This is a genomic window from Aeromonas bestiarum, from assembly GCF_028751155.1.
Taxonomy (GTDB): domain Bacteria; phylum Pseudomonadota; class Gammaproteobacteria; order Enterobacterales; family Aeromonadaceae; genus Aeromonas; species Aeromonas bestiarum.
The window spans coordinates 1528049-1552532 of sequence record NZ_CP064746.1 but is presented as its reverse complement, the minus strand read 5'-3'; the positions used below and the strand labels follow the sequence as shown (position 1 = coordinate 1552532).

The following is a 24484-nucleotide window of genomic DNA, read 5'->3' as shown; positions in this document are numbered from 1 at the left end:
TTATCGAATGCGCTGTGTGAGTCAACCCGACAGGGAGGGCTAAATGGCCCACTGCAACAGCTTGTTACAATTGGAGAAAAAGAGGATTTAAACGAGGATATATCAGGGCGGGGCAAACCAGATACGGATGGCCCCCCTGTTCATCGCGTCCCGAAATGCGCTGAACAGGGGTGGAAAATATCAGCGAATATAGTCAAACAGGGTCAGTTTGCTTATTTTGCTGAAGGAGAGCTGGGAGGCGCTCAAGGCCGCATCCTCTTTGGACAAGGCGGCAATGACTTCATACAAGTCCGCCTCGGAAACCTTGGCCCTGGCCTGCTGATTGAGGGTACTCAGCCCCTCGTTCGAGCCCAGTACCTGCTCCAGGCTGTTCATTCTGCCGCCAATCTCACCCAGCCCCTGATCGACATTCAGCCGGGCATTTTTCATGTGGGAGGTGGCATCCGCCACCTTCACCTGAAAGGTGTCCGGGGTGATGTTGGGATCCCGCAGCGCCGTAATGAAGTCGGACATGCCATCCAGAATGTTGTTGTTCTGGGGTGGATCCAGCACAAAGTTTTGCGCGGCGCCCCCTGCGGGCAGATCCAGGGTCAGCTCCAGACCATTGAAGGGGATCTTGTTGCCTGCCACATAGTCACCGCTTTGCAGCAGGGTGCCGCCGCCATCCCGTACCTCATAGGTATCCGGTGCGCCCGCTGCCGTGGTCACCGTATATTGGTTGCTGGCCAGGGCAGGGTCATAGTTGTTGCGATAAAAGCTGTCGAAGTTGCCCTGATCGGCCACTCCGACCTGAATATTGGCGCTGCCCGCACTGCTGGTCCTGCGGGTCGGCACGATTTCAAACAGATTGAAGCCGGAGTCATTGGCCGCGATTTGCACCGTCGGAGAGACCTGGATATTGCGCTGGCCTGTATCCCCCTGGAAGAGGTAATTGCCGCTGGCATCCTTGACGAAGGGCTGGGTCTTGCTCTGGTTGCCACCAAAAATGAATTCGCCCTGGGAGTTCTTGCTGTTCATCAGATCGAACATCTGCTTTTGCAAGCCTTCCAGCTCGCTGGCGATCGCCTTGCGATCATCGAACCCCACCGCCGAGTCGTTCGCCTTCTGGATCAGGGTCTGGGCGCTGGTCATCGCGGTATTGAGGGCGGTCAGCACTGTCTCTTCATGGCCCAAGCTGTTCTCAAGCAGGCTGCCATTGACGCCATACTGCTTGAACAGGTCTATCTCCTTGGTCAGCGCCATCTTCTGGCTCATGCCGGAGGGGTCTTCTCCCGACGTCTTGAATTTATCGCCACTCTGCAGCTGTTCATAAGCCGTGCTCAGTCTTTCATTGGCGTTGTTCAGGGAAGATATATTCCGGTTATAGACCATGTTGGTGGTGATACGCATGAACTTACCTCACGGATGACAACAGGGTGTCGAAGATGGTCTTGGCCGTGCTGACCACCTGGGCCGATGCCGCATAAGACTGCTGGTAGCGGATCAGGTTGGCCGCCTCTTCCTCGAGACTCACCCCGGAGACGCTCTCGAAAATACTGGTGCTCTGGGTCAACTTGGCCTCGTTGGCCTTGAGCAGCGTCTTGGCCTGGCTGGTGTTGTTGCCCACCCCTGTCACCAGGCCGGAATAGGCCTCGTTGAAGGTCATCTTGTCGTTGCTGGTGCCCGTATTGGTGCTCTTGCGCACCAGATCCTTGTTCTGCAGCTCGGCCAGTGCCAAGCCATTGGCGTTATCGGCGAAACCATCCTGATTGTAGCTCAGGGTGAAGCTGTCTTTGGGCTCCACGGTCCCGGTGATACTGAACTCGTAGCCGGGTGTCTGCTGCGGATTGGCGTAGACATTGGCCCCGGCCGGGAAGGGATTCACGATGGCCGACATCAGGTTCTGGCCCTTGCTCGAGGCCGGTGCCACTCCTATCAGAGTGGTGCCATCCGCCGCATAGACTTCGTAGTTGCCGCTGTTGTCGACCTTCACCACCTGGGGAGCCGTCGGATCCAGGGTATTGGTACCAAACCCCGAGCCCGTGCTGGTGTTGAAGATGCCGTTGAGCTTGATCTCGGCAGAGCCGAAGTTGTTCTTGCTCTTGTCCGCTTTGAGGGGCGATGCCAGCGCCAGATCCTCGGGGCGGGTGGCAAGCTGACCCAAGCCGGCGGCCGCCCGCTTGGTCGGCTGCAGCAGGATGCGATCCCCTGCCGCCGGCGTGCCGGACAGGTCAATCTCGATACCATGGCCCGGGAGCTGGAACTTGGCCGGGGGCGTGGTGCCCGTCGCCAGCGAGGTACGATTGCCATCCTTGTCCAGCGAAAACACCTCGTAACCCGTGGCGCTGCTGAACTGTACCTCGTAATCGAAGGTGGTCACTTCACTGCCCTTGCCGGGCACGAAATTGACCTTGGCGGCACCCGTACCTGTGTTCTGGTCATAAGGCAGGCCATCGCTGACGCCGAGGGAAAAGAGATCCCCCCCCAGCTCGTTATCCAGATCCATGCCCAGCCGGTTCTGCTGGTTCATGGCATCGGCCATGGCCGCGGCCAACTGCCCCAGTTCGCGCTTGGCCGGCTCCAGATCGCGGCGGGCGGAGAACAAGCCCCCCACACCGCCACCCATGGTGCTTTCGTTAATACTGGTCTTGTTGGTCCCTGCAATCAGCTGCAGCTCGGACTCGCGGGAATCAGGATTACCCGGCACGACGCTGAACTGGGCCACCCCGCCATTGAGTACCAGGGAGTGACCCGTGCTCATGTTGACCAGCATGCTGCCATTGGCCTGGGGCACAGTGCGGATCTCCATCTTCTCGGAGAGCTGGCGGATGGCTTCATCCCGCTGATCGAACAGCATCAGGTTCTCTTCCGGCGAGCCCTGGGTTCGGATGATGGCCTGATTCAGATCATTGATGCTGTTGATGAGGCCGTTCACCCGCTTGGTCTCGTCACCTATGGTGGTGTTGATGGTGTCGGTCTGCTTGTCCAGCTGGGCCGACAGGGTATGAAAGCGGTTGACCATGCCGCTGAGCTCGCTCAGGGTGGTCTTGCGGCCGGCAATGTCGGCCGGCGCTTCGTTGGCGGTGTGAAACGCCTTGAAATAGGAGGTAATGGCGGCACCGACGCTGTTGCTGGTATCCCCCAGCAGGGTATCGGTATTGGAGAGCTGCTCGTAGTGGGTGGCCGAGGCAAAATAGGCGGAGGTGTCGCGCCGCACTTCGCCCTGGGCATAGGCATTGATGACCCGCTCGGTCAGCATGTCGCCCGTGCCCAGACCGACGGAATTGGTATAGATCAGGGTACGTTCACGCACATAGCCCTGGCTATTGACGTTCACTATGTTGTTACTGGTGGTCTGCAGCAGTCGCTGCTGGGCCATCACACCCGAGGTACCAATTCCAAGCAGATCGCTTGCCATGACTTACAGCTCCATTTCGGTGTACTGGGCAATGGCATCACTGCGCAATACTTGTTTCAGTTTCCTGGCGTACTGGGGATCCGTGGCATATCCGGCCTGTTGCAGGGCTTCGAAGTAACGATCCGGGTTGTCCACCTTGGCCAGGGCACCCTTGTAACGGGAGCCCGAGGTCAGGAAATCGACATAGTCGTTGAAGCTCTCCTCGAACGACTCGTAAGAGCGAAACGATGCCTTCTGGCGCGAGGCCACCCCTTGCTCATATTCCAGGGTGCTGACCACCGCCTTGGGACCTTCCCAACGCGGATCGGCCTTGATGCCGAACAGGTTGTGAGTCACCTGCCCTTCCCCGTCCTTGATCACCCGCTTGCCCCAGCCGCTTTCCAGCGCCGCCTGGGCCACCAGCACCGCCGGGCTCAACCCCAGCTTGTCCGCCGCCTTCTTGGCAAGCGGCATCAGACGATTGACGAACTCTTCCGGGGTTTCAAACACTTGCGCCGTCTTGTCCAGCGCCTTGGTTCCCTGTGCAGCCTGCACACCCTGCGCGGACCCCATGGGGGGAACCGTGCGACGGGGGCGATGCGGCACGGCCAGTGGCTGGGCATCGGCACTCATCTCTTTGTCAGCAAAATCTTTGCCAACTTTTGAGGCGGAGATGAGATCGTTAGGGGCAGAGGTGGGTGGGTGGTAGGGTTTGTAGACCCGTTCGGTGCGTTGCGGCATCTTGAGCACACGCCCATCGTGACGAGTGAAGGTCTCGGGTGAGAGCTGCTTGGCCACCATCTCGGCCAGCCCCATGCCTCCCTTGCTGGTCATGTCGGCGACCCGCTGTTCATCCAGCATGCCCTCGTAGAACTGGGTGTAGCTGCTGTTCATGGGGTTGTCCTGGGTCAGTGCCTGGTTGGCCTGACGCATGCCCTGAAACAGGGTCTGGGTGAAGATGGACTCGAACTGGCGAGAGGCGGCCATGAGCGCATCGGCCTTGCCCTCTTTGCTCTGGCTCAGCTGGCGCAGGCGATCCAGATTCTGGATATCCTGCACCATGCCCATATTCACGCCGCTGTTGGTGTCGAACTCTGCCATTTTGCTTACCTCATTGCCGCCCGTGGCAACCCCTTGCCGCTTGTTACAATATGACCAGCTGACCTTCGATGGCGCCCGCCTGTTGCAACGCCTCCAGGATCGCCATCAGATCGCCGGGTGCCACCCCGACCTGATTCACCGCCCGCACCAGATCATCCAGGGTCGCGCCGGTATCAAGTTTGAACATGCGCCCCTGCTCCTGCTGCACGTTGATGGTGGAGTTGTTGGTGACCGCCGTCTGACCGCCCGAGAGCGGGTTGGGCTGGGACACCTGCTGATTCTCGGCTATGGTCACCGTCAGCCCGCCGTGGCTGATGGCCGCCGGTTTGAGCCGCACCTGACTGCCGATGACTATGGTGCCGGTACGGGAGTTGACTATGATCTTGGCGGCCTCGCTGGCCGGGTCGACTTCCAGATTTTCGATGGTGGCGAGGTAGGAGACCCGCTGCCCCGGATCCCGTGGCGCATAGACCTTGACCGAGGTCGCATCGAGCGCCTGCGCCGTGTTGGGGCCCACCAGATCGTTGACCACGTCCGCCAGCCGGCGGGCCGTGGTGAAATCGGGTCGATTGAGGTTGAAGGTGATGGTATCGCCCTGGCTGAAGGAGTTCGGCACCTCCCGCTCCACGGTCGCGCCGTTGGCGATGCGGCCCACGGTCGGCGTATTGACCACCACCTTGGAGCCATCGGCCCCCTCTGCGCCCAGACCGCCTACCACCAGGCTGCCCTGCGCCACCGCATAGACACGCCCGTCCAGCCCTTTCAGGAAACTTTGCAGCAGAGTACCGCCGCGCAAGCTCTTGGACTCGCCGATGGCCGATACCGTCACGTCTATGGTCTGGCCCGGCTTGGAGAAGGGGGGAAGATCGGCATGGATGGCCACAGGCGCCACGTCCTTGATCTTGGGCTTGATGTTGTCCGGCACCTTGATGCCGAAGTTGTTGAGCATGGTACGAAAGGTCTGCTCGGTGAAGGCGTTGTTCTTCTCGCCGGTACCGGGCAAACCGACGACCAGACCGTAGCCGATCAGCTGGTTGTTACGTACCCCTTCCACCGAGCTGATGTCCTTGATACGGGAGGCGTGGGCCACTCCCAAGGGCATCAGGCAGCAGAGCAGGGTCACAAGACGGAGTGACTTCATAACATCTCCTAGAGCGGCCACCAGGGGCCATTGAAAAAGCTGGTAAGCCACCCCTGCTCCTGACTGTTGGCCAGATCGCCGGTACCGCCGTAATGGATGCGGGCATTGGCGACCCGCTGTGACGACACGCTGTTCTCGGACGTCACATCTTCGGGGCGGATCATGCCGGTGATCCGGATATATTCGTTGCCATTGTTGAGCATGATCCACTTCTCGCCACGCACTATCAGGTTGCCGTTGGGCAGCACCTTGGCCACGCTGACCGAGATATTGCCCTGCAGGCTGTTGCTCTGATCCGCCTTGGCCTGCCCCTTGAAGGCGCTGTTCTGGCCCAGCGACGCCGACAGATCATAAGGACCTGCCGTGACCGGCACACCGCCCAGGGAGACCTGATCCAGGCTCAGCTTGTTGTCCTTGCCGCTCTGGGTATTGGCTTTCTTGGAGGCAGAAGTCGACTCAGCCAGCTCTATGGTGATGATGTCGCCCACCTTGTGCGCCTTGATGTCCGAATAGATGCCGTTGACCTGATCCGGTTGAAAAATGGCCCCGGTCGGTCTGACGGAGACAGGCTCAGATTCCCCGTACACAGGGGAGAATTCGGGGTCATCTGGCTTGGCCGTGTTGGGGGTGCTGCTACAGCCCCCCAGCACCAACAGCCCCAGCATCCATATGGTTTTCATCATGCGCCTCCTACCGATGTGCGCGAGATCAAAAATGAGGTCATGGTGTCCATCACCCACTTAGGTACGCTGGATCAGGAAGGACATCATGCCGTCCACCGCCGAGAGAACCTTGGAGTTCATCTCGTAGACCCGCTGGGCCTGGATCAGGTTGACCAGCTCTTCGGTCACGTTGACGTTGGACGTTTCCAGCATGCCCTGCTTGATGACGCCGAGCCCGTCCGCACCGGCAGTTCCCTGAATGGGGGCTCCACTGGACTGGGTCTCGACAAACATGTTTTCACCCATGGGTTGCAGGCCGGAGGCATTGACGAAGTCAGAGGTGTTGATCTGGCCCACCACCTGGGATGCCCCGTCCCCCTTGAGCTGTACGGATACCTGACCATCCTCTCCCACCGTCACACTCTGGGCGTTTTCGGGGATCTGGATTTCCGGTTGCAGTGGATAGCCGTTGCCCGGGGTGACTATGGTCCCTTCATCATTGAGGGTGAACTGACCGTTGCGGGTATAGGCGGCGCTGCCATCGGGCAACTGGATTTCGAAGTAGCCGCGGCCGCTGATCATCAGATCCAGCGAGTTGTCCGTGGTCTGCACGTTGCCCTGGCTGTGGTTCTTCTGGGTGGCAACGACCTTGGCACCGGCACCCAGCATCAAGCCGGACGGGAGCTCGGTATCCGCCGACGAGCGGCCACCGGGCTGGTTGATATTTTGGTAAAGCAGATCCTCGAAGATGGCCCGTGATTTTTTGAAACCCACGGTGCTGGCGTTCGCCAGGTTGTTCGAGGTGACCGCGATGTTGGTCTGCTGTGCATCCAAGCCGGTCTTGCTGATCCAGAGTGCAGGGTTCATTTAAAACTCCTTGATTAGCTGATACGCAGCAGCTGGGTTTGGGCTTCGTCGTTCTCTTCCGCGGTCTTCATTATTTTGACCTGAGTTTCGAACTGACGTTGCAACCGGATAAGGTTGGTCATCTCATCGACCACGTTGACGTTGCTGCCCTCGAGCGAGCCGGCGATGAGGCCGACATTGGCCGAGGCGGCCTCGGTCTGGCCATCCTTGCGACGAAACAAACCGTCCTGCCCCTTCTCCACCGCATCGGCGGCAGGCTTTACCAGTTTGATACGCTGAAAATCCTCGGGCAGGTTGGCCGCGGCGCCTTCGGGACGACCACTGATGGTGCCATCCCGATTGATCTCGATCTTTTCCATCGGCAACGGCAGCACTATGGGTTGGCCGCCGTCGTCCACGACATTGAGGCCGGTAGAGGTCTGCAGGTTGCCGGTCGCGCTCAGCTGCAGGTTGCCCATGCGGGTATAGGCTTCGCCCCCCTTGGGATCCTGCACCGCGATCCAGCCCTGACCGTCAACGGCCACGTCAAGATCCCGACCCGTGGTCATCAGCATGCCATGCTGCAGGTTCTGACCCGGCCGCTCCGTCATGGCGAACACCCGGGATGGCAGCCCTTCGCCGAACGCCTGCATGCTGCGCGCCTGCTCGAAGTCAGACTTGAAGCCTATGGTGTTGGCGTTGGCCAGGTTGTTGCCACGCACAGCCAGGCTGTTCATGTTCTCCTTGGCCCCGGACATGGCGATGTAAAGCAGGTGATCCATGGGATCCTCCGTCAAACTGATGACTCTGGAGAGAGAACTGCAATTTGAGTGCCAATACCGGCTCAGGAATACAAGGGGGGAGATAAAATAGGTGGGAAATGCCGAGAAAAAGGGCGCCGAGGCGCCCTTGTCATCATGTTATGACTTAACGGATCTGCAGTATGGTCTGCTGCAGCGAGCTGTTCACTTCCAGCGAACGGGAGTTGGCCTGGAAGTTACGCTGCGCCGTGATCAGGTTCACCAGCTGGGAGGTCAGGTCCACGTTGGATTGCTCCAGCGAGGAGGACTTGATGGTACCGAAAGTACCCGAGTTGGGAGTACCCGGCAGGGCATCACCGGAGAGCAAGGACTGGCGCCAGGAGGTATCCCCCACTTGGGTCAACCCTTGCGAGTTGGCGAACTTGGCCATGGCGACCATGGCCACTTTCAGGGTTGTGGCGTTGCTGTAGGTGGCGGAGACGATGCCATCTGGAGTTATCTCAACCTTGGTCAGACGGCCAACTGTGGAACCATCCTGGGTCAGCTTGTACACCTCAAACGGGGAGGAGAACTGGGTCACATTGGTGAGCTTGAGCTCCACCTGCTGGGTACCGTCGGCGCCATTGGTGATGAGGCCGGCCCCCGGTGTCCCCAGTGCTATGGTCTTGATGGTGGCAGGTGTAGTCGGCGTGATCATCTTGCCATCGGCATCGAAGGTGACGCGTGCAGCCAGTGGAGGGACTGCAGTAACACTCCCTGACATCGTAGTAGCGACACCACCGGCCACATCAATTGGTTTGTTACCCTCGTACATGTACATGCGCCAGGCGGTCGGGCTCGCAGGCTGGGTCACGTTCGCCGGGTCAGCCTCCTTGACGAAATATTGAGTAATGACATGGGGTGAGCCCAACGAGTCATAGATGGTGACCGAGGTCGACGCAGAATAACTCTTGTCATTTTTCGGATCGAAGATAGAGGCATCAGCAGCCGCATTCCCGGCCGCAAGGGGCTTGGCATCTGACGGAAAGTTGAAGCTTGCTTCAATTGTGCTGGTCTTGGTCGGCACACCGGCCTTGTCGGGGATCTGGATAGGCTTGGTGGCGTTGATGCTCACCGCCTTCGGCGTGCCATCCACGTTGACTTCATACCCCTGCAGGTAATGGCCCTGGTTGTTGACCATGTAACTGTTTTCATTGAGCTTGAAGGCCCCGGCCCGGGTATAGGTGCGATCCAGATTGGTCAGGCCGTCCGAGGTCACGAAGAAACCGTTGCCCTGAATGGCAAGGTCCAGCGAGTTGTTGGTGAACTGCAGCGCCCCCTGATGGAATTGCTGCGCAACAGCCCCCGTGGCCACACCATTACCGACTTGCGTCTTGGCATTGACGAAGATCGAGTTCGCATACACATCGGCAAATTCGGCTCGCGACTCCTTGAAGCCGATCGAGTTGACGTTGGCAATGTTGTTGGCAGTAACATTCAGATCTTTTTGTGCCGCGTTGACACCGCTCAAGGCATTGTTAAATGACATATCCAGCTCCTTAGATCGATGCTGTAGGCTTGGTCGTTGGTGGTGTGGTCTGGTTGGAATTGGTACCGGCAATCTCCAGGATATCCCCCAGAGAAATGGCCCCGAGTCCTTTCAATTTAACCAGGGTGGGAGAGGTGCCATTACCCAGGGTGACGCTTTCTACTCGCCCATAGGTCAAGGCTGAAATACTCTCTGATTTGCCGGCTACTGTGCCGGTCGCTTTAATCTGGTACTTGCCCTCTTTGACGGGCTTGCCGTCCTTGTCGGTCCCATCCCAGCTGAAGGCCACGTTACCCTGATGTTCTCCCTCAAGGGAGAAGGTCTTGACAACCTGCCCTTTTTCATCTTCCACCGTGATTTTCACGTTCGACATTGTCTTGTCGCCGACGGCAGCCACCCCGGAGATCTTGCCATCTTTTTCCAGATAGCCGGTATTGGAGGGGATCAGTACGTTCTGCCCCACCAGAGCGGAAGCCTGCAATGCCTGGCTGGAGGTCATCAAGGTATTCAGATTGCCCATCTGGGTCGACAGACTCGTGATCCCTTCCGAGGTCGACATCGATGTCATCTGGGACAACATCTGGGCGTTGTCTACCGGCTTGAACGGATCCTGATAAGAGAGCTGCATAGTCAGCAGCTTCAGAAACGACGCCTGATCCAGCTCTTTCTTGGGCGTCGTCGTCGTGCCAGTGGTCTGGGATGTGGTACGGCTGATGCCGTTCACACTACTTGTATCTGCCATCTGTGCTTACCCCTATCAGGACTTGCCAAGCTGAAGCGTCTGCTGCAGCATCTTCTTGGCAGAATCGGCAACCTGCACATTGGTCTGATAACTGCGTGAGGCATTGATCATGTCTGCCATCTCTTCCACCATGTTGACGTTGGGCTTGAAAATAAAGCCATCCTTGTCAGCCATGGGGTGGCCCGGGTTGTACTCCTTGAGCAAGGGGGCCTCGCTCTCGACAATCCCCTTCACCTCGACCCCGACGGATGCCTGCTTGTCTGACATGGCCTGATCCAGCTGAGCGGCAAAGATTGGCCGCCTGGCATGGTAAGTATTTTCCACACTGGAACTGACGCTGTCGGCGTTGGCCATGTTGCTGGCCACCGTGTTGAGTCGAACAGACTGTGCACTCATGGCCGAGCCTGCAATGTCAAAGACCTTGAACAAACTCATTACTGTTCTCCTTTCAGCGCCTTCAGCAGGCCACTGATCTTGCTATTCATAAATTCGAGGGAGGTCTGGTACTCAAGGCTGTTGCGCAAGAACTCGCTGCGCTCCTGCTGCACGTCTACCGTGTTGCCATCACCGGTGTCGGGCTGCAGAGGATTGCGGTACTGCGTCAGGCCAGGGGCATCCGACTGCAAGGCAAAGTGCTTCTCACTGGTCGTCGCCAGACCGAACCCCTGCTGATGCTGGGCCTCTTCCAGTGCCTGTGAGAAGTTGATATCCCTGGCTTTGAAACCCGGGGTATCCGCGTTGGCAATGTTGCTGGACAACACCTCTGCACGCTTGGAGCGAACGCTCAGCGCGTATTGATGAATACCAAATGCCTTGTCGAATGAAATTGCCATAGCACACCTCCTGCTTGATAAATTATTAGCAAGAGGTGTGCCAAAGGGGATTTAGGCGGGGATTATTTGACTTTGTAGACGATACCGGGATTGCAGCGGACCATTTCGAACCTGTCGGTCAGACCGGCCAGTGACTCGGAAGCCCCCAGCATCAGATAACCGCCGGGATTGAGACTGGCTGCGAACTGGTTGAGGATCTTGGACTTCACTTCCGGCGCAAAATAGATGAGTACGTTGCGGCAGAAGATGATGTCGAACTTGCCGAGCAGGCTGTAGCTCTCCAGCAGGTTCAGTGGCCGGAAAGTGGTCAATTTTCTGACACGCTCCACCACCCGCATCTTGTTGTCGCCATACGCTTCGAAGAACAGCTTCTTGCGCTCCGGCGACAGGCCGCGGGCCAGCGCCAGACTGTCGTACACCCCTTCCTTGCACTGGTTGAGCATGGTGCTGGAAATGTCCGTGCCCACGATCTGCACGCCACCGGGCAAGGTGCCTGGCTTCTTGACCTGCTGCTCCAGCGCCGTCATGGCGATGGAATAGGGTTCCTGGCCGGACGAGGAGGCTGCCGACCATATCTTGATCGGACGACCGCTCTTGCCAAGTTCAGGAAAGATCTTGTCCGTCAGCAACTGGAATGGATAGGTATCCCGAAACCACAGGGTTTCGTTGGTGGTCATGGCATCAACCACTGCCATTTTCAGGTCGCGCTCACGCACACTCATCGCTCGCGTAACCAGATCAGACAGACTCTCAATACCAAACTGAGTCATCAAGGGCGAAAGCCGACTCTTGACCAGATACTGTTTGTTGTCACCCAGCACGATCCCGCTCTGTACTGCCAGAAAGTTGCTGAATTGTTTGTATAAGTCGTCCGAAAGTGTCTTCATGCAGTTTGTTCTTCTTGATTAGAGTGCGCCTTGTACGGCCTTGGCCAATTCATCCGGCTGGAATTTGGCAATGAAATTGTTCGCACCGACTTTCTGCACCATGGCCTGATTAAACACCCCACTGAGGGATGTGTGCAGAATAACATGTAAGTCCTTGAGATTGGGATTGTTGCGGATCTCGGCGGTAAAAGTATAACCGTCCATTTCCGGCATCTCGATGTCCGAGATCACCAGGGCAATCTGATCCTTGATGGGGCCATTCTTGGCCATCTCCAGCAACATGTTGAGCGCCTCACGCCCATCCTTGGCCAGCACGCACTGCACGCCGATAGCCTCGAGGGCCCGTTGTACCTGCTTGCGAGCCACCGAAGAGTCATCCGCCACCAGCACGGGACGTCCCAGGGTCGGGTGATCCACGCTGGCTTCCACCAGCTCTTTGCTAACCTCGGTCGATACCGGCGAAATCTCGTTGAGGATGCGTTCAACGTCCAGGATCTCCACCAGCTCGCCATCCACCTCGGTGACCGCCGTCATGTAGTTGATGCGACCAGCCCCTTTGGGAGGGGGCAGAATGGATTCCCAGTTCATGTTGATGATGCGCTCGACCGAATGCACCAAGAAGCCCTGGATGGAACGGTTGTACTCGGAGATGATGATGAAGCACTTGGTCAGGTCCTCGATAGGACGCTTGCCCATCGCCATGCTGAGATCGATCACCGAGATGGTCTGGCCGCGGATATGGGCAACCCCGCGAATGCAGGAGTTCAGCTTGGGCATGACGGTCAAGGGGGGACATTGCAACACTTCACGCACTTTGAATACGTTGATGCCAAATCTTTGACGTCCATTGAGACGAAACAACAATAACTCCAACCGGTTTTGTCCCACCAGCTGGGTACGTTGGTTGACCGAGTCCAGAATACTGGCCATAAACACTCCCTAAAAACGCTTGGCACTAATCATGCATGCGTGTTGGCTTGCGTCAGACTATCGATGTCACTACAAACGAATTCTGAAGCAAGCATAGTTAAATATGGTGATATGCGTGAACAACTTATCGGCCTGCGAGCGAAAATGATTAGTAGACTTTTCCTCACCTTACTGCTGTTTTGCGGCATTTCTCACGCCACGGCATCCGAGGTGACCAGCTATCTGCAAGAAATGGCACAGGAGTTTGTGCTCGGCCAGCTCGATATTCCGCTCGATGCCCAGGCACAGGTACAAGCCGCCTCCATCGAGGAACGCCTGCCCCTGACCCGCTGCGAAGAGCATCTCACCATCAGTTTCCCCGCCAGGATGGAGGTGCGTCGCAACACTACCGTCTACCTCAAATGCGAGGAGGATAAACCCTGGGATCTCTATCTGCCGGTTCGGGTCAGCATACAGAAGCCCTATGTGACCGTTTCGGCGCCGGTGGCCAAGGGCGACATTCTCAGCGAAGGCATGCTGACGCTGGCCTATCAGGATCAGACGCTGATCCGTGGTGACTATCTCAGCGACCCGGCTCCCCTCATAGGCGTGCGCAGCAAGCGGGAGCTCAAACCGGGTCAGCCCATACGGCTCACCCAGGTCTGCGTGGTGTGCAAAGGCGATCAGGTCACACTCAGTGCAGAAAATAGCAGCATGCAAATCAAAACCATGGCCCGAGCCTTGCAAGATGGCAGCTTCGGAGACATGATCAGACTCGTCAATATTCGTTCAGGAAAAACGGTGCAGGGAAAAGTCAGCGCAGTCGGCGCCGTGGTGGTCACCTTCTGAATGTTTTAGGTTACTTTTTTCTAAAGTTCTGACGACCGTCACCGATAAACAGGTAAGCGAACAGCAAAGCAGACGAAGGTAAACACTATGGGTATCAACAATATCAACAACCTAGCGAACAATCGGTTGCAAAACACCGGTAGCAGCCAGGGTGCCAATACCAAACCAGCGACCTCGTCCCCCGACAACCGTGCGGCGACCGTCAAGACCGACTCCGTCTCCTTGACCAATGAGGCGCAGCAATTGCAACAGATGCAGAAAAACCTCAACTCAGCCTCTACCGGTAATGAAAGCCGGGTCGAGAGCTTGAAGAAAGCCGTGGCCAATGGTGAATATCAGGTCAACAGCGAGGCTGTGGCCAAGAAGATGTTCAGCTTTGAATCCAATCTGGACAAGCTGCTGGGATGATGGATTTACCTTCGCTGCTGCATACCCAAGACGAATACCTCTCCCAGATGCAAGGTTTGCTGGAGGAGGAATTCAACCTGCTCAGGCAGCACCAGGCACTGGCGCTGCCTGAGCTGGCAGAGCGCAAGCAGAAACTGCTTGCCGATATTGAAGTGCTGGATCAGACCCTGGCCCAGTTGCCCGAGCTGCAACAACAGCTGAATGCCTTTCCCGAGCAGATGCATCTTCTGCGTGAAAAGCTCGATGCCTGCCAGGAACAAAATGATCTCAATGGTCGCCTGCTCGAGCTCAGCATCGTCTCCAACCGCCGCCTGGCAAGCTTCCTCAGCAAGCTGCGCGATCGCAACTCCTTGACCTATGACGCCAAGGGCAATACCCGCTCCGGTACCCGCTCATTCGGCATCAAGGCCTGAGCTCTCTATTCTTTCTCTTTCCGCTTCCAGTTTTTCCTCACTGTCATCCCTGATCCGCGCCTTCGTCACACCTTACAAGGTCAGACGCAGCAAGGCCTCGCTATCTGCACAGGCATGGATGCTCAATACCCTGTCTTCATAGCGGCCATAGGTTGCCGCCAGCTCTCCCCGTGGAAAACAGATGGATCCCGGATTCATCAGCACCAGCTCCCCTTCCCGCTGCAACACGGGCATATGGGTATGGCCGCTGATGAACAGACTGCCTGCCGGCAGTGGCACCGCTTCCGGGCGATAGAGATGACCATGGCTGACAAACCAGCGCCGGCCATCCACCAGCAACTGGTTGTAGGGGGCCATCATGGGAAAATCCAGCAGCATCTGATCCACTTCCGAGTCGCAATTGCCACGCACCGCCATGATGTGCGGCGCCAGCTGATTGAGCCGCTCGGCCACGGCGGCAGGGGCATAACCCGGCGGGACCGGGTTGCGCGGGCCGTGGTTGAGCACGTCGCCAAGCAACAGGTAGTGATCCGGCTGCCAGGCGGCAAGCTGGTCAAGTACCTGCTCCAGGGCACTCAGGCTGCCGTGCAGGTCCGAAATAATAGCAATCTTCATCACACGCTCCTCACGGCTGGCTGAAATAGAGATCCTTGGTGGCGATCGCCCCCTTGAGATTCTGAACGGGCAGGCCACGCAGGGTGGGATCCACCAACCGCATCTGGTTGTAGTGATAGACGGGAATGGCGGGCATCTCGTCCATCAGCAACTGCTCGGCCTGACGGTAGAGCCCGGTCCTGACGTTACCATCCAGGGTCTCCGAGGCCTGTTGCAACAGACCGTCAAAGGCCGGATTGCAGTAGCCGCTCTCGTTCTGGGGATCCTGGCAACGGAAGCTGTTGAGCATGGACGAGGGCTCCACGTAATCCCCGAACAGGAAGGAGCGGGCCAGCATGAAATCCCCGCTGTCTTTGGCCACCTGATAGGCGTTCCACTCCATGTTGTTGAGCGCTACCTCCACTCCCAGCGGCTTCCACATGGCCGCCACCGCCAGTGCCAGCTTCTTGTGATTCTCCGAGGTGTTGTAGGTCAGTGTCAGCTTGAGGGGATGCGCGCTGTTGTAACCTGCCTGTGCCAGCAGGGCGCTCGCTCTGGCCAGCCGGGTCGGCTGATCCTGCAAGGCCAGCGGCGAACTCAGCGCCTCATAGCCAGGCATGGTGGGCAGCAGTGACCAGGCGGCTTGTTCGCCCTGGCCGCTGACCTTCTCGGTCAGCAAATGTCGGTCTATGGTCATGGCCAGCGCCTGGCGCACCCGCACATCCTGCAGCTCGGGGCGACGCAGGTTGAAGGTATAGAGATAGGTGCCGAGCAGCGGCAGGCCCCAGATCCGCTCGGGGGTCGCCTCCTTGGTCTTCTGGTAATACTCCAGCGCCACCTTGTTGGTGAGCTGGATCTCCCCCGCCTCGTAACGCAGCCGCTCGGCGTGCTGGGAGGCAAGCGGCAGATAGGTGACCCGCTGGATCCGGGTATGGGCATCGTCCCAATACTGGACGTTGCGCTCCGCCTCGATGCGCTCGTTGGGTACCCAGTTCACCAGCTTGTAGGCGCCATTGCTGACCAGCTTGCCCGGCTGGGTCCACTGCTTGCCAAACTGGTTGATGGCCTTCTCGTTGACCGGCACGAAGGGACGCTGGCTTATCAGCTGCAGGAAATAAGGCACAGGCCGCTCCAGGGTCACTTTCAGGATCTGCTCGCTCTCGGCCTCCACCCCCAGGGTATTGAGATCCAGCGCCCCTGCGTAGATGGACTGGGCATTGTTGATGCCGGTCGCCAGCAGCAGCCCGGCGGAAGGTGAGCCCTGCGCCGGATCCAGCAGTCGCCGCCAGGCATAGACAAAGTCCTGCGCGCCGAGCGGCTCGCCGTTGGACCACTTGAGCTGCGGGCGCAGGAAGAAGCGCCACACCAGCCCATCTTCACTGGTCTCCCAGCGCTGGGCCTGGGCCGGCACTATCTTGCCCTGGCCATCTTCGCTCACCAGCCCCTCGAACAAGTCCACCAGCACGACCTCGCCCGGAAAACCGGAGCGGATCTGGGCCGGGTCGAGGGATTCCGGCTCGGCGCCGTTGCCCTTGACCAGGGTCTGGCGGTCCGACAACGCGGGTTCCTGGGACACAGTGGTGGCCTGCAATGAAGGGGCCATCAACAGACCCAGCAGCAAGGGAGAGAGCCAGCGACGGGCTGGCCGGGAAGCGGGGCACAAAACCATGACATAAACCTCGTTCAATTCACTTTATTTCAAGAAGGGGGAAGGCCGGCAGCGCGCCTGAATACGAATGCATGATGCTGCGCTTGTTATCCCCGAAGACGCCCCGTATTGTATCGGGCTTGCTCAAGAGATGGAGTCTTTCGGGCTATTTTTTTCTGTAGTTTTTTATGAAGTGCGAATGGCTGTCGCCGGTAACGGCCTGATGCGTCTTTCGATTTAGCTACATTTTCAGGAGTTGTTATGGGGTATGAGTGGCTGGCGCTGGCGGCGGCCAGTTTGTGGGCAGTGGCGGCCCTGATCTCCGTCAAACCGGCCCGTCACCTGGGGGCGTTTGCCTACAGTCGCTGGCGCATGTTTCTGGTCAGCCTGATGCTGGGCTCCGTCAGCCTCGCCACCGGCGGCTGGCAATCTCTCACCGAGAGCGCCCTGCCCCTGCTGGCATTGTCGGGCCTTATCGGCATCTTCGTCGGCGATACCGCCCTGTTTGCCTGCATGAACCGGCTGGGCCCCAGGCGCAGCGGCCTGCTGTTCTCCTGCCATGCCCTCTTCTCCGCCCTGCTCGGCCTCTGGTTGTTTGGCGAGCAGCTCGGTGGCTGGCGACTGGTGGGGGCCTTGCTGGTGTTTGCCGGCGTCATGCTCGCCATTTTGTTCGGCCGGCGTGGCGGCAATCAGCACAACGAGTGGGAACAGGTGCGCGGGCATCTCGCCATCGGCATAGGTCTGGGTCTGACGGCCGCCTTCTGCCAGAGCCTGGGCGCCATCATCGCCAAGCCCGTAATGATGAGCGGCAGCGTGGATGCGGTGAGCGCCTCCGGCATCCGCATGGGCAGCGCCCTGTTGGCCCACTGCACCTTGCGGGCGCTGCGGGTGCCGCTGTCACTGCCGCACAACCCCATCAACCGTCAGGTGTTGGGGATGATTGGCATCAACGGCTTCCTGGCGATGGCCATGGGGATGACGCTGATCCTGGTTGCCTTGCGTCAGGGAGACGTCGGCATGGTGGCGATCCTCTCCTCCACCACCCCTGTCATTCTGCTGCCCCTGCTGTGGTGGCACTCGGGTCAGCGCCCTTCGCTGGCGGCCTGGGCCGGCGCCCTGCTGGCCACCCTGGGGACGACCATGGTGCTGGGAGCCGGGTAAGACGGCCCGACGTCAACGCTGGGGTTGGACACGCTCGTCCGAATAGGCTTAGCCAATCGAGCCTGCGACCAAGTTCTGCCCGTGGGTTCGATTAACCCCATGGCGCCGTAATCGACTCTTGATGGCCGGGTCGGATGACTAGAACTGGGCGATTTCCTCGGCCGTCAGCTCGCGGTATTCGCCCGGTGCCAGCGCGTCATCCAGCACCAGTGTACCGATCTGCTCCCGATGCAGTCCCACCACCTTGTTGCCGATGGAGGCAAACATCCGCTTCACCTGATGATACTTGCCTTCATGGATGGTGAGGCGGGCCTCACACTCACCCAGAATTTCCAGCTGGGCGGGGCGGGTCTTCTCGGATTCGTTGCGCAGGAAGACACCATCGGCAAACAAGGAGATGGCATCCTGGTGCACGGGGTCGGCCAGCCAGACGTGATAGGTCTTGGCACACTCATGGCGCGGCGAGGTGATGCGGTGGGACCATTTGCCATCGTCGGTGACCAGCACCAGACCCGTGGTGTCGAGATCCAGTCGGCCAACCACGTGCAGCTTGCCCATGGCGGGCTCGTCCATCAGGAAGAAGACGGTCGGGTGATCCGGGTCTTCGTTGGAGCAGACGTACCCTTCCGGTTTGTGCAGCATGAAGTAGCGATTGCGCTGATCCAGCGTCAGCGTGACGCCGTCAAATTCGACCTGGCTCTGCTCGTTGATGTGAAAAGCGGGTTGTTTGACCACTATGCCGTCCACCGTGACCTCTCCCTGCCGGATCAGCTTGCCCGCCAGGGACCGGGTCAAATCGGAACAATCGCAAAGAAATTTATCGAGCCGCATGCACAACCTCAGAGTCCATCAATAAAGGGGCGCCATTATATAGGCCGAGGCCAACAACTCCAGCACTAAGCGGTGGCGATGCAGACCATGTCGTCATGACGAAGCCCGGCGCGGGTGTTAGACTGCCTGCAGAGGGCCTAACGTTACGCATAATAATAAAGTCAGGAAGCCGTATGAAGTCGCACACTCCTCATCCCGTCATTCCCGTCAACCAGCTGCAAGCCGGCATGTATGTGATCGCCATCATCAGCCAGACAGGCGGCATGGAGATTGCCCAGATGGGGCTGGTGACCACCCGTCAGCAGATCGATGATCTGGTCCGGCGCGGTGTGCTCACGGTGCGCGTGGATCTCGCCCGCAGCAAGCTGGCCGGCATAGAGCAGATCATCTCCCCCGACCCGGCCGCCTTGTCCGCGTCTTCCCAACGCCCGGCAGGCAGTGCCAACGGCGAGGGCCGTGAACTCAAGATCCGCCGCCTCTATCAGGAAGCCCGCGAGCTGCAAGGCAAGTTCATCCGTCAGCTCAAGGCGGGTGAGCCCATCGACATCACGCCGTTGGCGGCGGTGGCCGAAGAGATGGTGGACACCATGTTCACCCACGGCGATGCCATGCTCTGCCTGGCCCGGATCCGCGCCAAGGATGCCTACCTGATGGAGCACTCCATGAACGTGGCCATACTGCTGGCCAACTTCGGCCGCTATCTGGACCTGGATCGCAGCGTGCTCAAGGAGCTGACGCTGGGGGGCCTGCTGCACGATGTGGGCAAGATCATGACCCCGGACGAGGTGCTCAACAAACCGGGCAAGCTGACCGATGCAGAGTTCACCGTGATGCGCCAGCACGTGGTGCACAGTTACGACATCCTCAGCCATACCCCCGGCATCACGGCCACCATGCTGGAAGTCGCCGCCAATCACCACGAGCGGCTCGATGGCACGGGTTACCCCCGCCACCTCAAGGGAGATCAGCTCTCCCTCCATACCCGCATGAGCGGCATTGTCGATGTCTACGACGCCGTGACGGCGGATCGGGTCTACAAACAGGGAATGCAGCCGACCCAGGCATTCCGGATCCTGCTCAAGGGGGCCGACCACCATTTCGATCGGGGGCTGGTGACCAAGTTCATCAAGTGCATGGGGGTCTATCCGGTGGGTACTCTGGTTCAACTCTCCAACCAGCGGCTGGCCATCGTCATGCAGCGCAATCCTCATGAACCGCTCAAGCCGGTGGTGAAGGTGATCTATCACGCCACCCAGCGCCACTACCTCGAGGTGCAGTGGCTGGATCTGGCGAAGTCGGGAGTGCAGGAGAGCATAGAAAGCACGGTCGATCCCAAGGAGTTCGGCATCAGCCTCGCCAACTTCGTCTAGTTGGTTCCCCCCTCCCGGGACCGCTCGACACAATGCTGGATGAGAAACTCCTCATCCAGCGGTGACAGGTCAAAGCGGATACAGGCCTCTTCGATGGCCCGGATGTCGTGTTGATGGTGCTCGCTGAGCCAGCGCACGGCGCGGCGCAGATCTTCACCATGGGGCAGCAGGGTATGGTCGCTCATGAGGCACCTCCGGTAAGCCATCGACATCAGCCCGTCACACCGGGTTGTCTCTTATAGCTTAGTCCGCCCGCCGCCCCTCCTCTAGGCTCCCTCAATCCGGCCGCTGACCTCAGGCAAAGGCCCGCTGCCAATCCTGATCAAACTTCGCCAATGCCGCATCCACCGCGGGTACCTTCAGCAACTGCTCGGCCACGTCGAGCGGCAGTGTGATGGACTGGCAACCGGCCAGCAGGCAGTCAAGCGCCTGACGCGGGGTACGGAAGGAGGCCGCCAACACCTTGCTGTTCGGTGCATGCAGCGCCAACAGCTGTTGCAGCTCCTGCACAGTGGCTATGCCATCGCCACCCTGGGCATCCAGCCGGTTGACATAAGGGGCGACATATTCAGCGCCAGCCACAGCCGCCAGCCAACCCTGCAGCGGGGTGTAGACAGCCGTGCCCAGGGTCGGCACGCCATTGGCGGTCAGGCTCTTGATCGCCGCCAGCCCCTCTTCACATACCGGGATCTTGATCACCAGATCCGGGTCCAGCTCACGCAGGGCGAACGCCTCGCGCACCATCTCGGTTTCGGTTTTGGCCATCACCTGGGCAAACAGCCGCGCCTTGGGGCCCAGCACGTCACGCAGGGCGGGCAGCAGCGCCTTGAGCGGCAACCCACCGGCGGCAGTAATGGAAGGATTGGTGGTTACACCGGCCAACGGCAGGATCCGTGACCAGCGACGCACTGCCGCCACATCGGCGGTATCGAGATACAGCTCCATCTCTAACTCCTTAACGGGATGTTCAATATGTCGCCATTCTAGCGACAAAACATCTGCGAATTGCTTGATCGAAATCAAATCAACTTTCGAATGAAAGCAAATAGAATGAAAAAACAAAAGGAGGCGGTATGATTTTCGACCTGCAACGATATTCAACTCACGATGGCCCCGGCATTCGCACCCTGGTGTTTCTCAAGGGGTGCTCGCTGGCCTGTCTGTGGTGTCAAAACCCGGAAAGCCGCTCTCCCAAGCCGGACATACTACTCGACCGGCGCCAGTGCATCGAGGGATGCCGGCTCTGCAGCCAGACCTGTCCGGCAATCTTGCGTGACAGCGAGGGCATCCAGCTCACCCGTTCAGCCCTCAATGCCGAGGACATGGAACGGCTGCGCGGCCTCTGCCCCAGCGAAGCGCTGCAGGTGTGCGGCCGGGATGAAACGCTGGACACCCTGATGGACACCATACTGCGGGATCGTCCCTTCTTCGAGCGCAGCGGCGGTGGCGTCACCCTCTCCGGCGGCGAGCCTTTTATGCAGCCCGACTTTGCCGCCGCCCTGCTGGCCCGTTGCAAGGCACAAGGGCTGCACACTGCGGTCGAGAGCTGCCTGCATGTACCCTGGCACCAAATTGAGCCAAGCCTCCCCTCACTGGATCTGGTGCTGGCGGATCTCAAACACGTGGATAAAGAACGTTTCTTTAACTGGACTCGCGGCAAGGTGGAGCTGCCCATCGCGAACCTCAAACGCCTCGCCGAATACGGCGTGCCCATGCAGATCCGGGTGCCGCTCATTCCCGGCTTCAATGCCGACCGCGAATCCATCGAAGCCATCACAGACACGGCCGCCAGCCTCGGCACTGTGCAGGAGATCCACTTCCTCCCCTACCACACTCTGGGGATGGGCAAGTACGCCCTGCTGGATCTGCCCTATCTGGCGCCGGAGACACCACTCGACGACCCCGATTTACTCAGCTTTGCCCACGCATACGCCCAACGTCAGGGACTGACCCCTGTGACCCGAGGATAAGATCATGACCCAGCTCGACCTCAATAGCCTCAGCCCGCGGATCCGCGCCCACAAAGAGAGCCTGATCCACATCGTTCAGCCGCCGGTCTGCACCGAGCGTGCCCGCCACTACACGCAAGCCTATCAAGCTCATCTCGCCCGGCCGCTGCCGGTGCGCCGCGCCCTGGCGCTGGCTCATCACCTCAAGGAACGCACCATCTGGATCAAGCACGAGGAGCTTATCGTCGGCAATCAGGCCAGTCAGGTGCGGGCGGCGCCGCTCTTCCCCGAATACACTGTGAGCTGGATTGAGAAGGAGATCGACGAGCTGGCAGACAGACCCGGCGCCGGTTTTGCGGTGAGCGAAACCGACAAGGAGATCATCCACGCCCTCACCCCCTTCTGGCGCGGCCAGACGGTGCAGGATCGCTGCTTCGGCCTCTTTACCGACGAGCAGAAAGCACTGCTGGAGAGCGGCATCATCAAGGCCGAGGGCAACATGACCTCGGGGGATGCCCACCTGGCAGTCAACTACGACGAGTTGCTCACGCTGGGTCTCGATGGCTTCAAGGCCAAGGTGGCCGAGCGGCGCAGTCGGCTGGATCTGGCCGATTGGGCCGATCTGCAGCGCGAGCAGTTCCTGCATGCCGTCGCCATCACCCTGGATGCGGTCAGCGATCACATCGGGCGCTACGCCACTCTTGCCCGTGACATGGCCACGATAGAGCCGGGCCCCGAGCGCCGAAGCGAGCTTGAGACCATGGCGCTGAACTGCGCCCACATAGCCCACCAGCCCCCCGAAACTTTCTGGCAGGCGCTGCAGCTCTGCTACTTCATCCAGCTCATCCTGCAGATCGAATCCAACGGCCACTCGGTGTCGTTTGGCCGGATGGATCAATACCTCTACCCCTGGTATCGCCGCGAGGTGGAACTGTCAGGATCCCTGTCACGCCCGCGCGCCATCGAACTGCTGCAAGGGTGCTGGCTCAAGTTGCTGGAGGTGAACAAGATCCGCTCAGGCACCCACTCCAAGGCCTCCGCCGGCAGCCCCCTCTACCAGAACGTCACCATAGGCGGCCAGAACTGGCAGGATGGCGCAGCCCATGATGCGGTCAACGGCCTCTCCTACGCGATTCTGGAGTCCTGCGGCCAGCTGCGCTCGACCCAGCCCAACCTCTCGGTGCGCTACCACGCACGAATGAGCGAGGATTTCCTCGACGCCTGCATTCAGGTGATCCGCTGCGGCTTTGGCATGCCCGCCTTCAACAACGACGAGGTGGTGATCCCGGAGTTCATCAAGCTCGGGGTGAGCGTGGAGGATGCCCACCACTACGCCGCCATCGGCTGCATCGAGACCGCAGTGCCCGGTAAGTGGGGCTACCGCTGCACCGGCATGAGTTTCATCAACTTCGCCCGCATCCTGCTGGCGGCCCTCGATGGCGGCCGCGATGCCACCACAGGCAAGGTATTCCTGCCCCAATCCCAGTCGCTGCGGGAAGGAACCTTTGGCCACTTTGACGAGGTGATGGCCCGCTGGGACGAGCAGGTGCGCTACTTCACCCGCAAGTCCATCGAGATCGACTGCGTGGTCGACAGCGTGCTGGAGGCGCAGGCCCACGACATCCTCTGCAGCACGCTGGTGGATGACTGCATCGAGCGCGGCAAGACCATCAAGGAGGGGGGCGCCGTCTATGACTGGGTCTCCGGCCTGCAGGTGGGGATAGCCAACCTGGGCAACAGCCTGGCAGCCCTTAAAAAATTGGTGTTCGAGCAGGGCGTGGTGGATCAGCGCGAGCTGGCTGCCGCGCTGGAGCAGGACTTTGCAGGACTGGCAGGAGAGCAGCTGCGCCAGCGCCTCACCCATGCGGCCCCCAAATATGGCAACGATCTGGACGAGGTGGACATGCTGCTGGTGCAGGCCTACCAGAGCTACATCGACGAGCTGAAGGGATTGCACAACACCCGCTTCGGCCGTGGCCCCATCGGCGGCACCTACTATGCAGGCACCTCCTCCATCTCGGCCAACGTGCCGTTTGGTGCGGCCACCCTGGCCACCCCGGATGGCCGCCACGCCCGCACCCCGCTGGCGGAAGGGGCCAGTCCCTCCTCGGGCTCGGATCGCCTCGGGCCCACGGCGGTATTCAACTCCATCGGCAAGCTGCCCACGGCGGCCATTCTCGGTGGCGTGCTGCTCAACCAGAAGCTGAGTCCGGCCAGCCTTGAAAACGAGCGGGACAAAACCAAGCTGATGAGCCTGCTGCGCACCTTCTTCGAGGTGCACAAGGGGTGGCACGTGCAGTACAACATAGTCTCGCGGGAGACACTGCTGGCGGCCAAGGCCCATCCGGATCAGTACCGGGACCTGGTGGTGCGGGTGGCGGGCTATTCGGCCTTCTTCACCGCCTTATCCCCGGATGCGCAAGATGATATCATCGCCCGCACCGAGCATAGTCTCTGACGGGGCCCTCCCCATGG

At 59.5% G+C, this 24484-nt stretch carries 25 protein-coding genes; 7 read left to right on the top strand and 18 right to left on the bottom strand.

Translation table 11 applies throughout. The features are described 5' to 3' along the window. Window positions 1–180 precede the first annotated feature (180 nt). From flgL to IU367_RS07330, 13 genes are all read right to left on the bottom strand, one after another. Window positions 181–1389, bottom strand: a complete 1209-nt coding sequence (gene flgL, locus IU367_RS07390; protein ID WP_241326271.1) for a flagellar hook-associated protein FlgL — start codon at window positions 1387–1389, stop codon at window positions 181–183. Between the two features lie 4 nt (window positions 1390–1393). Then, window positions 1394–3397 carry a FlgK family flagellar hook-associated protein gene (locus IU367_RS07385; RefSeq protein ID WP_043137524.1) on the bottom strand — a complete coding sequence of 668 codons (2004 nt, stop codon included), beginning with the start codon at window positions 3395–3397 and terminating at the stop codon, window positions 1394–1396. Between the two features lie 3 nt (window positions 3398–3400). Next, entirely contained in the window at window positions 3401–4477 is a 1077-nt protein-coding gene (gene flgJ, locus IU367_RS07380; RefSeq protein WP_241326273.1) for a flagellar assembly peptidoglycan hydrolase FlgJ, read from the bottom strand. A gap of 43 nt (window positions 4478–4520) precedes the next feature. Beyond that, entirely contained in the window at window positions 4521–5618 is a 1098-nt protein-coding gene (locus IU367_RS07375) for a flagellar basal body P-ring protein FlgI (RefSeq protein WP_043137528.1), read from the bottom strand. 8 nt (window positions 5619–5626) lie between these two features. Then, window positions 5627–6298: a flagellar basal body L-ring protein FlgH gene (flgH, locus tag IU367_RS07370; protein ID WP_103471198.1), complete on the bottom strand. Its 672-nt coding sequence runs from the start codon at window positions 6296–6298 to the stop codon at window positions 5627–5629. Window positions 6299–6358: 60 nt separating this feature from the next. Further along, the gene (gene flgG, locus IU367_RS07365) at window positions 6359–7147 is read right to left on the bottom strand and encodes a flagellar basal-body rod protein FlgG (protein ID WP_043137532.1); all 789 of its coding nucleotides are present in this window, start codon (window positions 7145–7147) and stop codon (window positions 6359–6361) included. 14 nt (window positions 7148–7161) lie between these two features. Beyond that, complete coding sequence (gene flgF, locus IU367_RS07360) at window positions 7162–7908, bottom strand: flagellar basal-body rod protein FlgF (protein ID WP_042870552.1); 747 nt, start codon at window positions 7906–7908, stop codon at window positions 7162–7164. A gap of 145 nt (window positions 7909–8053) precedes the next feature. Further along, window positions 8054–9415: a flagellar hook protein FlgE gene (gene flgE, locus IU367_RS07355; RefSeq protein WP_274453862.1), complete on the bottom strand. Its 1362-nt coding sequence runs from the start codon at window positions 9413–9415 to the stop codon at window positions 8054–8056. 10 nt (window positions 9416–9425) lie between these two features. Further along, complete coding sequence (locus tag IU367_RS07350; protein ID WP_274453861.1) at window positions 9426–10157, bottom strand: flagellar hook assembly protein FlgD; 732 nt, start codon at window positions 10155–10157, stop codon at window positions 9426–9428. Window positions 10158–10172: 15 nt separating this feature from the next. Further along, complete coding sequence (gene flgC, locus IU367_RS07345) at window positions 10173–10592, bottom strand: flagellar basal body rod protein FlgC (protein ID WP_042870559.1); 420 nt, start codon at window positions 10590–10592, stop codon at window positions 10173–10175. Continuing rightward, window positions 10592–10990 carry a flagellar basal body rod protein FlgB gene (gene flgB / locus IU367_RS07340; protein WP_042870562.1) on the bottom strand — a complete coding sequence of 133 codons (399 nt, stop codon included), beginning with the start codon at window positions 10988–10990 and terminating at the stop codon, window positions 10592–10594. The genes flgC and flgB overlap by 1 nt, the downstream gene beginning before the upstream one ends. 62 nt (window positions 10991–11052) lie before the next feature. Further along, window positions 11053–11877 carry a CheR family methyltransferase gene (locus IU367_RS07335; protein ID WP_043137538.1) on the bottom strand — a complete coding sequence of 275 codons (825 nt, stop codon included), beginning with the start codon at window positions 11875–11877 and terminating at the stop codon, window positions 11053–11055. An 18-nt stretch (window positions 11878–11895) separates the two neighbouring features. Further along, window positions 11896–12807 (bottom strand): chemotaxis protein CheV, encoded by a 912-nt coding sequence (locus IU367_RS07330; RefSeq protein WP_043137541.1) that lies wholly within the window; start codon window positions 12805–12807, stop codon window positions 11896–11898. Between the two features lie 222 nt (window positions 12808–13029). Here IU367_RS07330 and flgA point away from each other — a divergent pair, with 222 nt between their 5' ends. From flgA to IU367_RS07315, 3 genes are all read left to right on the top strand, one after another. Beyond that, entirely contained in the window at window positions 13030–13635 is a 606-nt protein-coding gene (flgA, locus tag IU367_RS07325) for a flagellar basal body P-ring formation chaperone FlgA (protein WP_043556829.1), read from the top strand. A gap of 87 nt (window positions 13636–13722) precedes the next feature. Beyond that, on the top strand, window positions 13723–14043 hold the full coding sequence (gene flgM, locus IU367_RS07320; RefSeq protein ID WP_274453860.1) for a flagellar biosynthesis anti-sigma factor FlgM: 321 nt from the start codon (window positions 13723–13725) through the stop codon (window positions 14041–14043). Further along, window positions 14040–14456: a flagella synthesis protein FlgN gene (locus tag IU367_RS07315; RefSeq protein ID WP_043137544.1), complete on the top strand. Its 417-nt coding sequence runs from the start codon at window positions 14040–14042 to the stop codon at window positions 14454–14456. The genes flgM and IU367_RS07315 overlap by 4 nt, the downstream gene beginning before the upstream one ends. 72 nt (window positions 14457–14528) lie before the next feature. Here IU367_RS07315 and yfcE read toward each other — a convergent pair whose 3' ends face one another. Together yfcE and IU367_RS07305 are read right to left on the bottom strand one after the other, a co-directional pair. Next, window positions 14529–15071 carry a phosphodiesterase gene (yfcE, locus tag IU367_RS07310; RefSeq protein WP_241279809.1) on the bottom strand — a complete coding sequence of 181 codons (543 nt, stop codon included), beginning with the start codon at window positions 15069–15071 and terminating at the stop codon, window positions 14529–14531. 10 nt (window positions 15072–15081) lie between these two features. Then, entirely contained in the window at window positions 15082–16719 is a 1638-nt protein-coding gene (locus IU367_RS07305; RefSeq protein ID WP_274453857.1) for a peptide ABC transporter substrate-binding protein, read from the bottom strand. Between the two features lie 240 nt (window positions 16720–16959). On the opposite strand from IU367_RS07305, the gene IU367_RS07300 reads away from it, so the two are divergent. Beyond that, complete coding sequence (locus tag IU367_RS07300; RefSeq protein ID WP_043137548.1) at window positions 16960–17859, top strand: DMT family transporter; 900 nt, start codon at window positions 16960–16962, stop codon at window positions 17857–17859. A gap of 138 nt (window positions 17860–17997) precedes the next feature. On the opposite strand, the gene rsuA is transcribed toward IU367_RS07300, so the two are convergent. Next, entirely contained in the window at window positions 17998–18690 is a 693-nt protein-coding gene (gene rsuA / locus IU367_RS07295; protein ID WP_043137550.1) for a 16S rRNA pseudouridine(516) synthase RsuA, read from the bottom strand. A 173-nt stretch (window positions 18691–18863) separates the two neighbouring features. On the opposite strand from rsuA, the gene IU367_RS07290 reads away from it, so the two are divergent. Further along, window positions 18864–20060 (top strand): HD-GYP domain-containing protein, encoded by a 1197-nt coding sequence (locus IU367_RS07290; RefSeq protein ID WP_098983477.1) that lies wholly within the window; start codon window positions 18864–18866, stop codon window positions 20058–20060. On the opposite strand, the gene IU367_RS07285 is transcribed toward IU367_RS07290, so the two are convergent. Together IU367_RS07285 and fsa are read right to left on the bottom strand one after the other, a co-directional pair. Next, window positions 20057–20245, bottom strand: coding sequence for a hypothetical protein (locus IU367_RS07285; RefSeq protein ID WP_043137557.1), 189 nt, complete (start codon window positions 20243–20245; stop codon window positions 20057–20059). The two genes, IU367_RS07290 and IU367_RS07285, sit on opposite strands and share 4 nt — an antisense overlap. A gap of 109 nt (window positions 20246–20354) precedes the next feature. Then, window positions 20355–21005 carry a fructose-6-phosphate aldolase gene (gene fsa / locus IU367_RS07280; protein ID WP_043137560.1) on the bottom strand — a complete coding sequence of 217 codons (651 nt, stop codon included), beginning with the start codon at window positions 21003–21005 and terminating at the stop codon, window positions 20355–20357. A 128-nt stretch (window positions 21006–21133) separates the two neighbouring features. Between fsa and IU367_RS07275 the strand changes: the two genes are divergently transcribed. Both IU367_RS07275 and IU367_RS07270 read left to right on the top strand, forming a co-directional pair. Beyond that, window positions 21134–22030, top strand: coding sequence for a glycyl-radical enzyme activating protein (locus tag IU367_RS07275; RefSeq protein ID WP_274453856.1), 897 nt, complete (start codon window positions 21134–21136; stop codon window positions 22028–22030). 4 nt (window positions 22031–22034) lie between these two features. After that, window positions 22035–24467 carry a formate C-acetyltransferase/glycerol dehydratase family glycyl radical enzyme gene (locus tag IU367_RS07270; RefSeq protein ID WP_274453855.1) on the top strand — a complete coding sequence of 811 codons (2433 nt, stop codon included), beginning with the start codon at window positions 22035–22037 and terminating at the stop codon, window positions 24465–24467. Window positions 24468–24484 lie beyond the last annotated feature (17 nt).

Coding starts and splice junctions, on each gene's coding strand:
- IU367_RS07335 (WP_043137538.1), bottom strand. CDS start 11,877: ATGAAGACACTTTCGGACGACTTATACAAACAATTCAGCAACTTTCTG.
- IU367_RS07315 (WP_043137544.1), top strand. CDS start 14,040: ATGATGGATTTACCTTCGCTGCTGCATACCCAAGACGAATACCTCTCC.
- IU367_RS07275 (WP_274453856.1), top strand. CDS start 21,134: ATGATTTTCGACCTGCAACGATATTCAACTCACGATGGCCCCGGCATT.
- IU367_RS07385 (WP_043137524.1), bottom strand. CDS start 3,397: ATGGCAAGCGATCTGCTTGGAATTGGTACCTCGGGTGTGATGGCCCAG.
- flgC (WP_042870559.1), bottom strand. CDS start 10,592: ATGAGTTTGTTCAAGGTCTTTGACATTGCAGGCTCGGCCATGAGTGCA.
- IU367_RS07300 (WP_043137548.1), top strand. CDS start 16,960: ATGGGGTATGAGTGGCTGGCGCTGGCGGCGGCCAGTTTGTGGGCAGTG.
- rsuA (WP_043137550.1), bottom strand. CDS start 18,690: ATGCGGCTCGATAAATTTCTTTGCGATTGTTCCGATTTGACCCGGTCC.
- flgF (WP_042870552.1), bottom strand. CDS start 7,908: ATGGATCACCTGCTTTACATCGCCATGTCCGGGGCCAAGGAGAACATG.
- flgB (WP_042870562.1), bottom strand. CDS start 10,990: ATGGCAATTTCATTCGACAAGGCATTTGGTATTCATCAATACGCGCTG.
- IU367_RS07350 (WP_274453861.1), bottom strand. CDS start 10,157: ATGGCAGATACAAGTAGTGTGAACGGCATCAGCCGTACCACATCCCAG.
- flgL (WP_241326271.1), bottom strand. CDS start 1,389: ATGCGTATCACCACCAACATGGTCTATAACCGGAATATATCTTCCCTG.
- IU367_RS07330 (WP_043137541.1), bottom strand. CDS start 12,807: ATGGCCAGTATTCTGGACTCGGTCAACCAACGTACCCAGCTGGTGGGA.
- flgG (WP_043137532.1), bottom strand. CDS start 7,147: ATGAACCCTGCACTCTGGATCAGCAAGACCGGCTTGGATGCACAGCAG.
- flgM (WP_274453860.1), top strand. CDS start 13,723: ATGGGTATCAACAATATCAACAACCTAGCGAACAATCGGTTGCAAAAC.
- IU367_RS07285 (WP_043137557.1), bottom strand. CDS start 20,245: ATGAGCGACCATACCCTGCTGCCCCATGGTGAAGATCTGCGCCGCGCC.
- yfcE (WP_241279809.1), bottom strand. CDS start 15,071: ATGAAGATTGCTATTATTTCGGACCTGCACGGCAGCCTGAGTGCCCTG.
- flgH (WP_103471198.1), bottom strand. CDS start 6,298: ATGAAAACCATATGGATGCTGGGGCTGTTGGTGCTGGGGGGCTGTAGC.
- fsa (WP_043137560.1), bottom strand. CDS start 21,005: ATGGAGCTGTATCTCGATACCGCCGATGTGGCGGCAGTGCGTCGCTGG.
- IU367_RS07305 (WP_274453857.1), bottom strand. CDS start 16,719: ATGGTTTTGTGCCCCGCTTCCCGGCCAGCCCGTCGCTGGCTCTCTCCC.
- IU367_RS07270 (WP_274453855.1), top strand. CDS start 22,035: ATGACCCAGCTCGACCTCAATAGCCTCAGCCCGCGGATCCGCGCCCAC.
- flgJ (WP_241326273.1), bottom strand. CDS start 4,477: ATGGCAGAGTTCGACACCAACAGCGGCGTGAATATGGGCATGGTGCAG.
- IU367_RS07375 (WP_043137528.1), bottom strand. CDS start 5,618: ATGAAGTCACTCCGTCTTGTGACCCTGCTCTGCTGCCTGATGCCCTTG.
- flgE (WP_274453862.1), bottom strand. CDS start 9,415: ATGTCATTTAACAATGCCTTGAGCGGTGTCAACGCGGCACAAAAAGAT.
- IU367_RS07290 (WP_098983477.1), top strand. CDS start 18,864: ATGAAGTCGCACACTCCTCATCCCGTCATTCCCGTCAACCAGCTGCAA.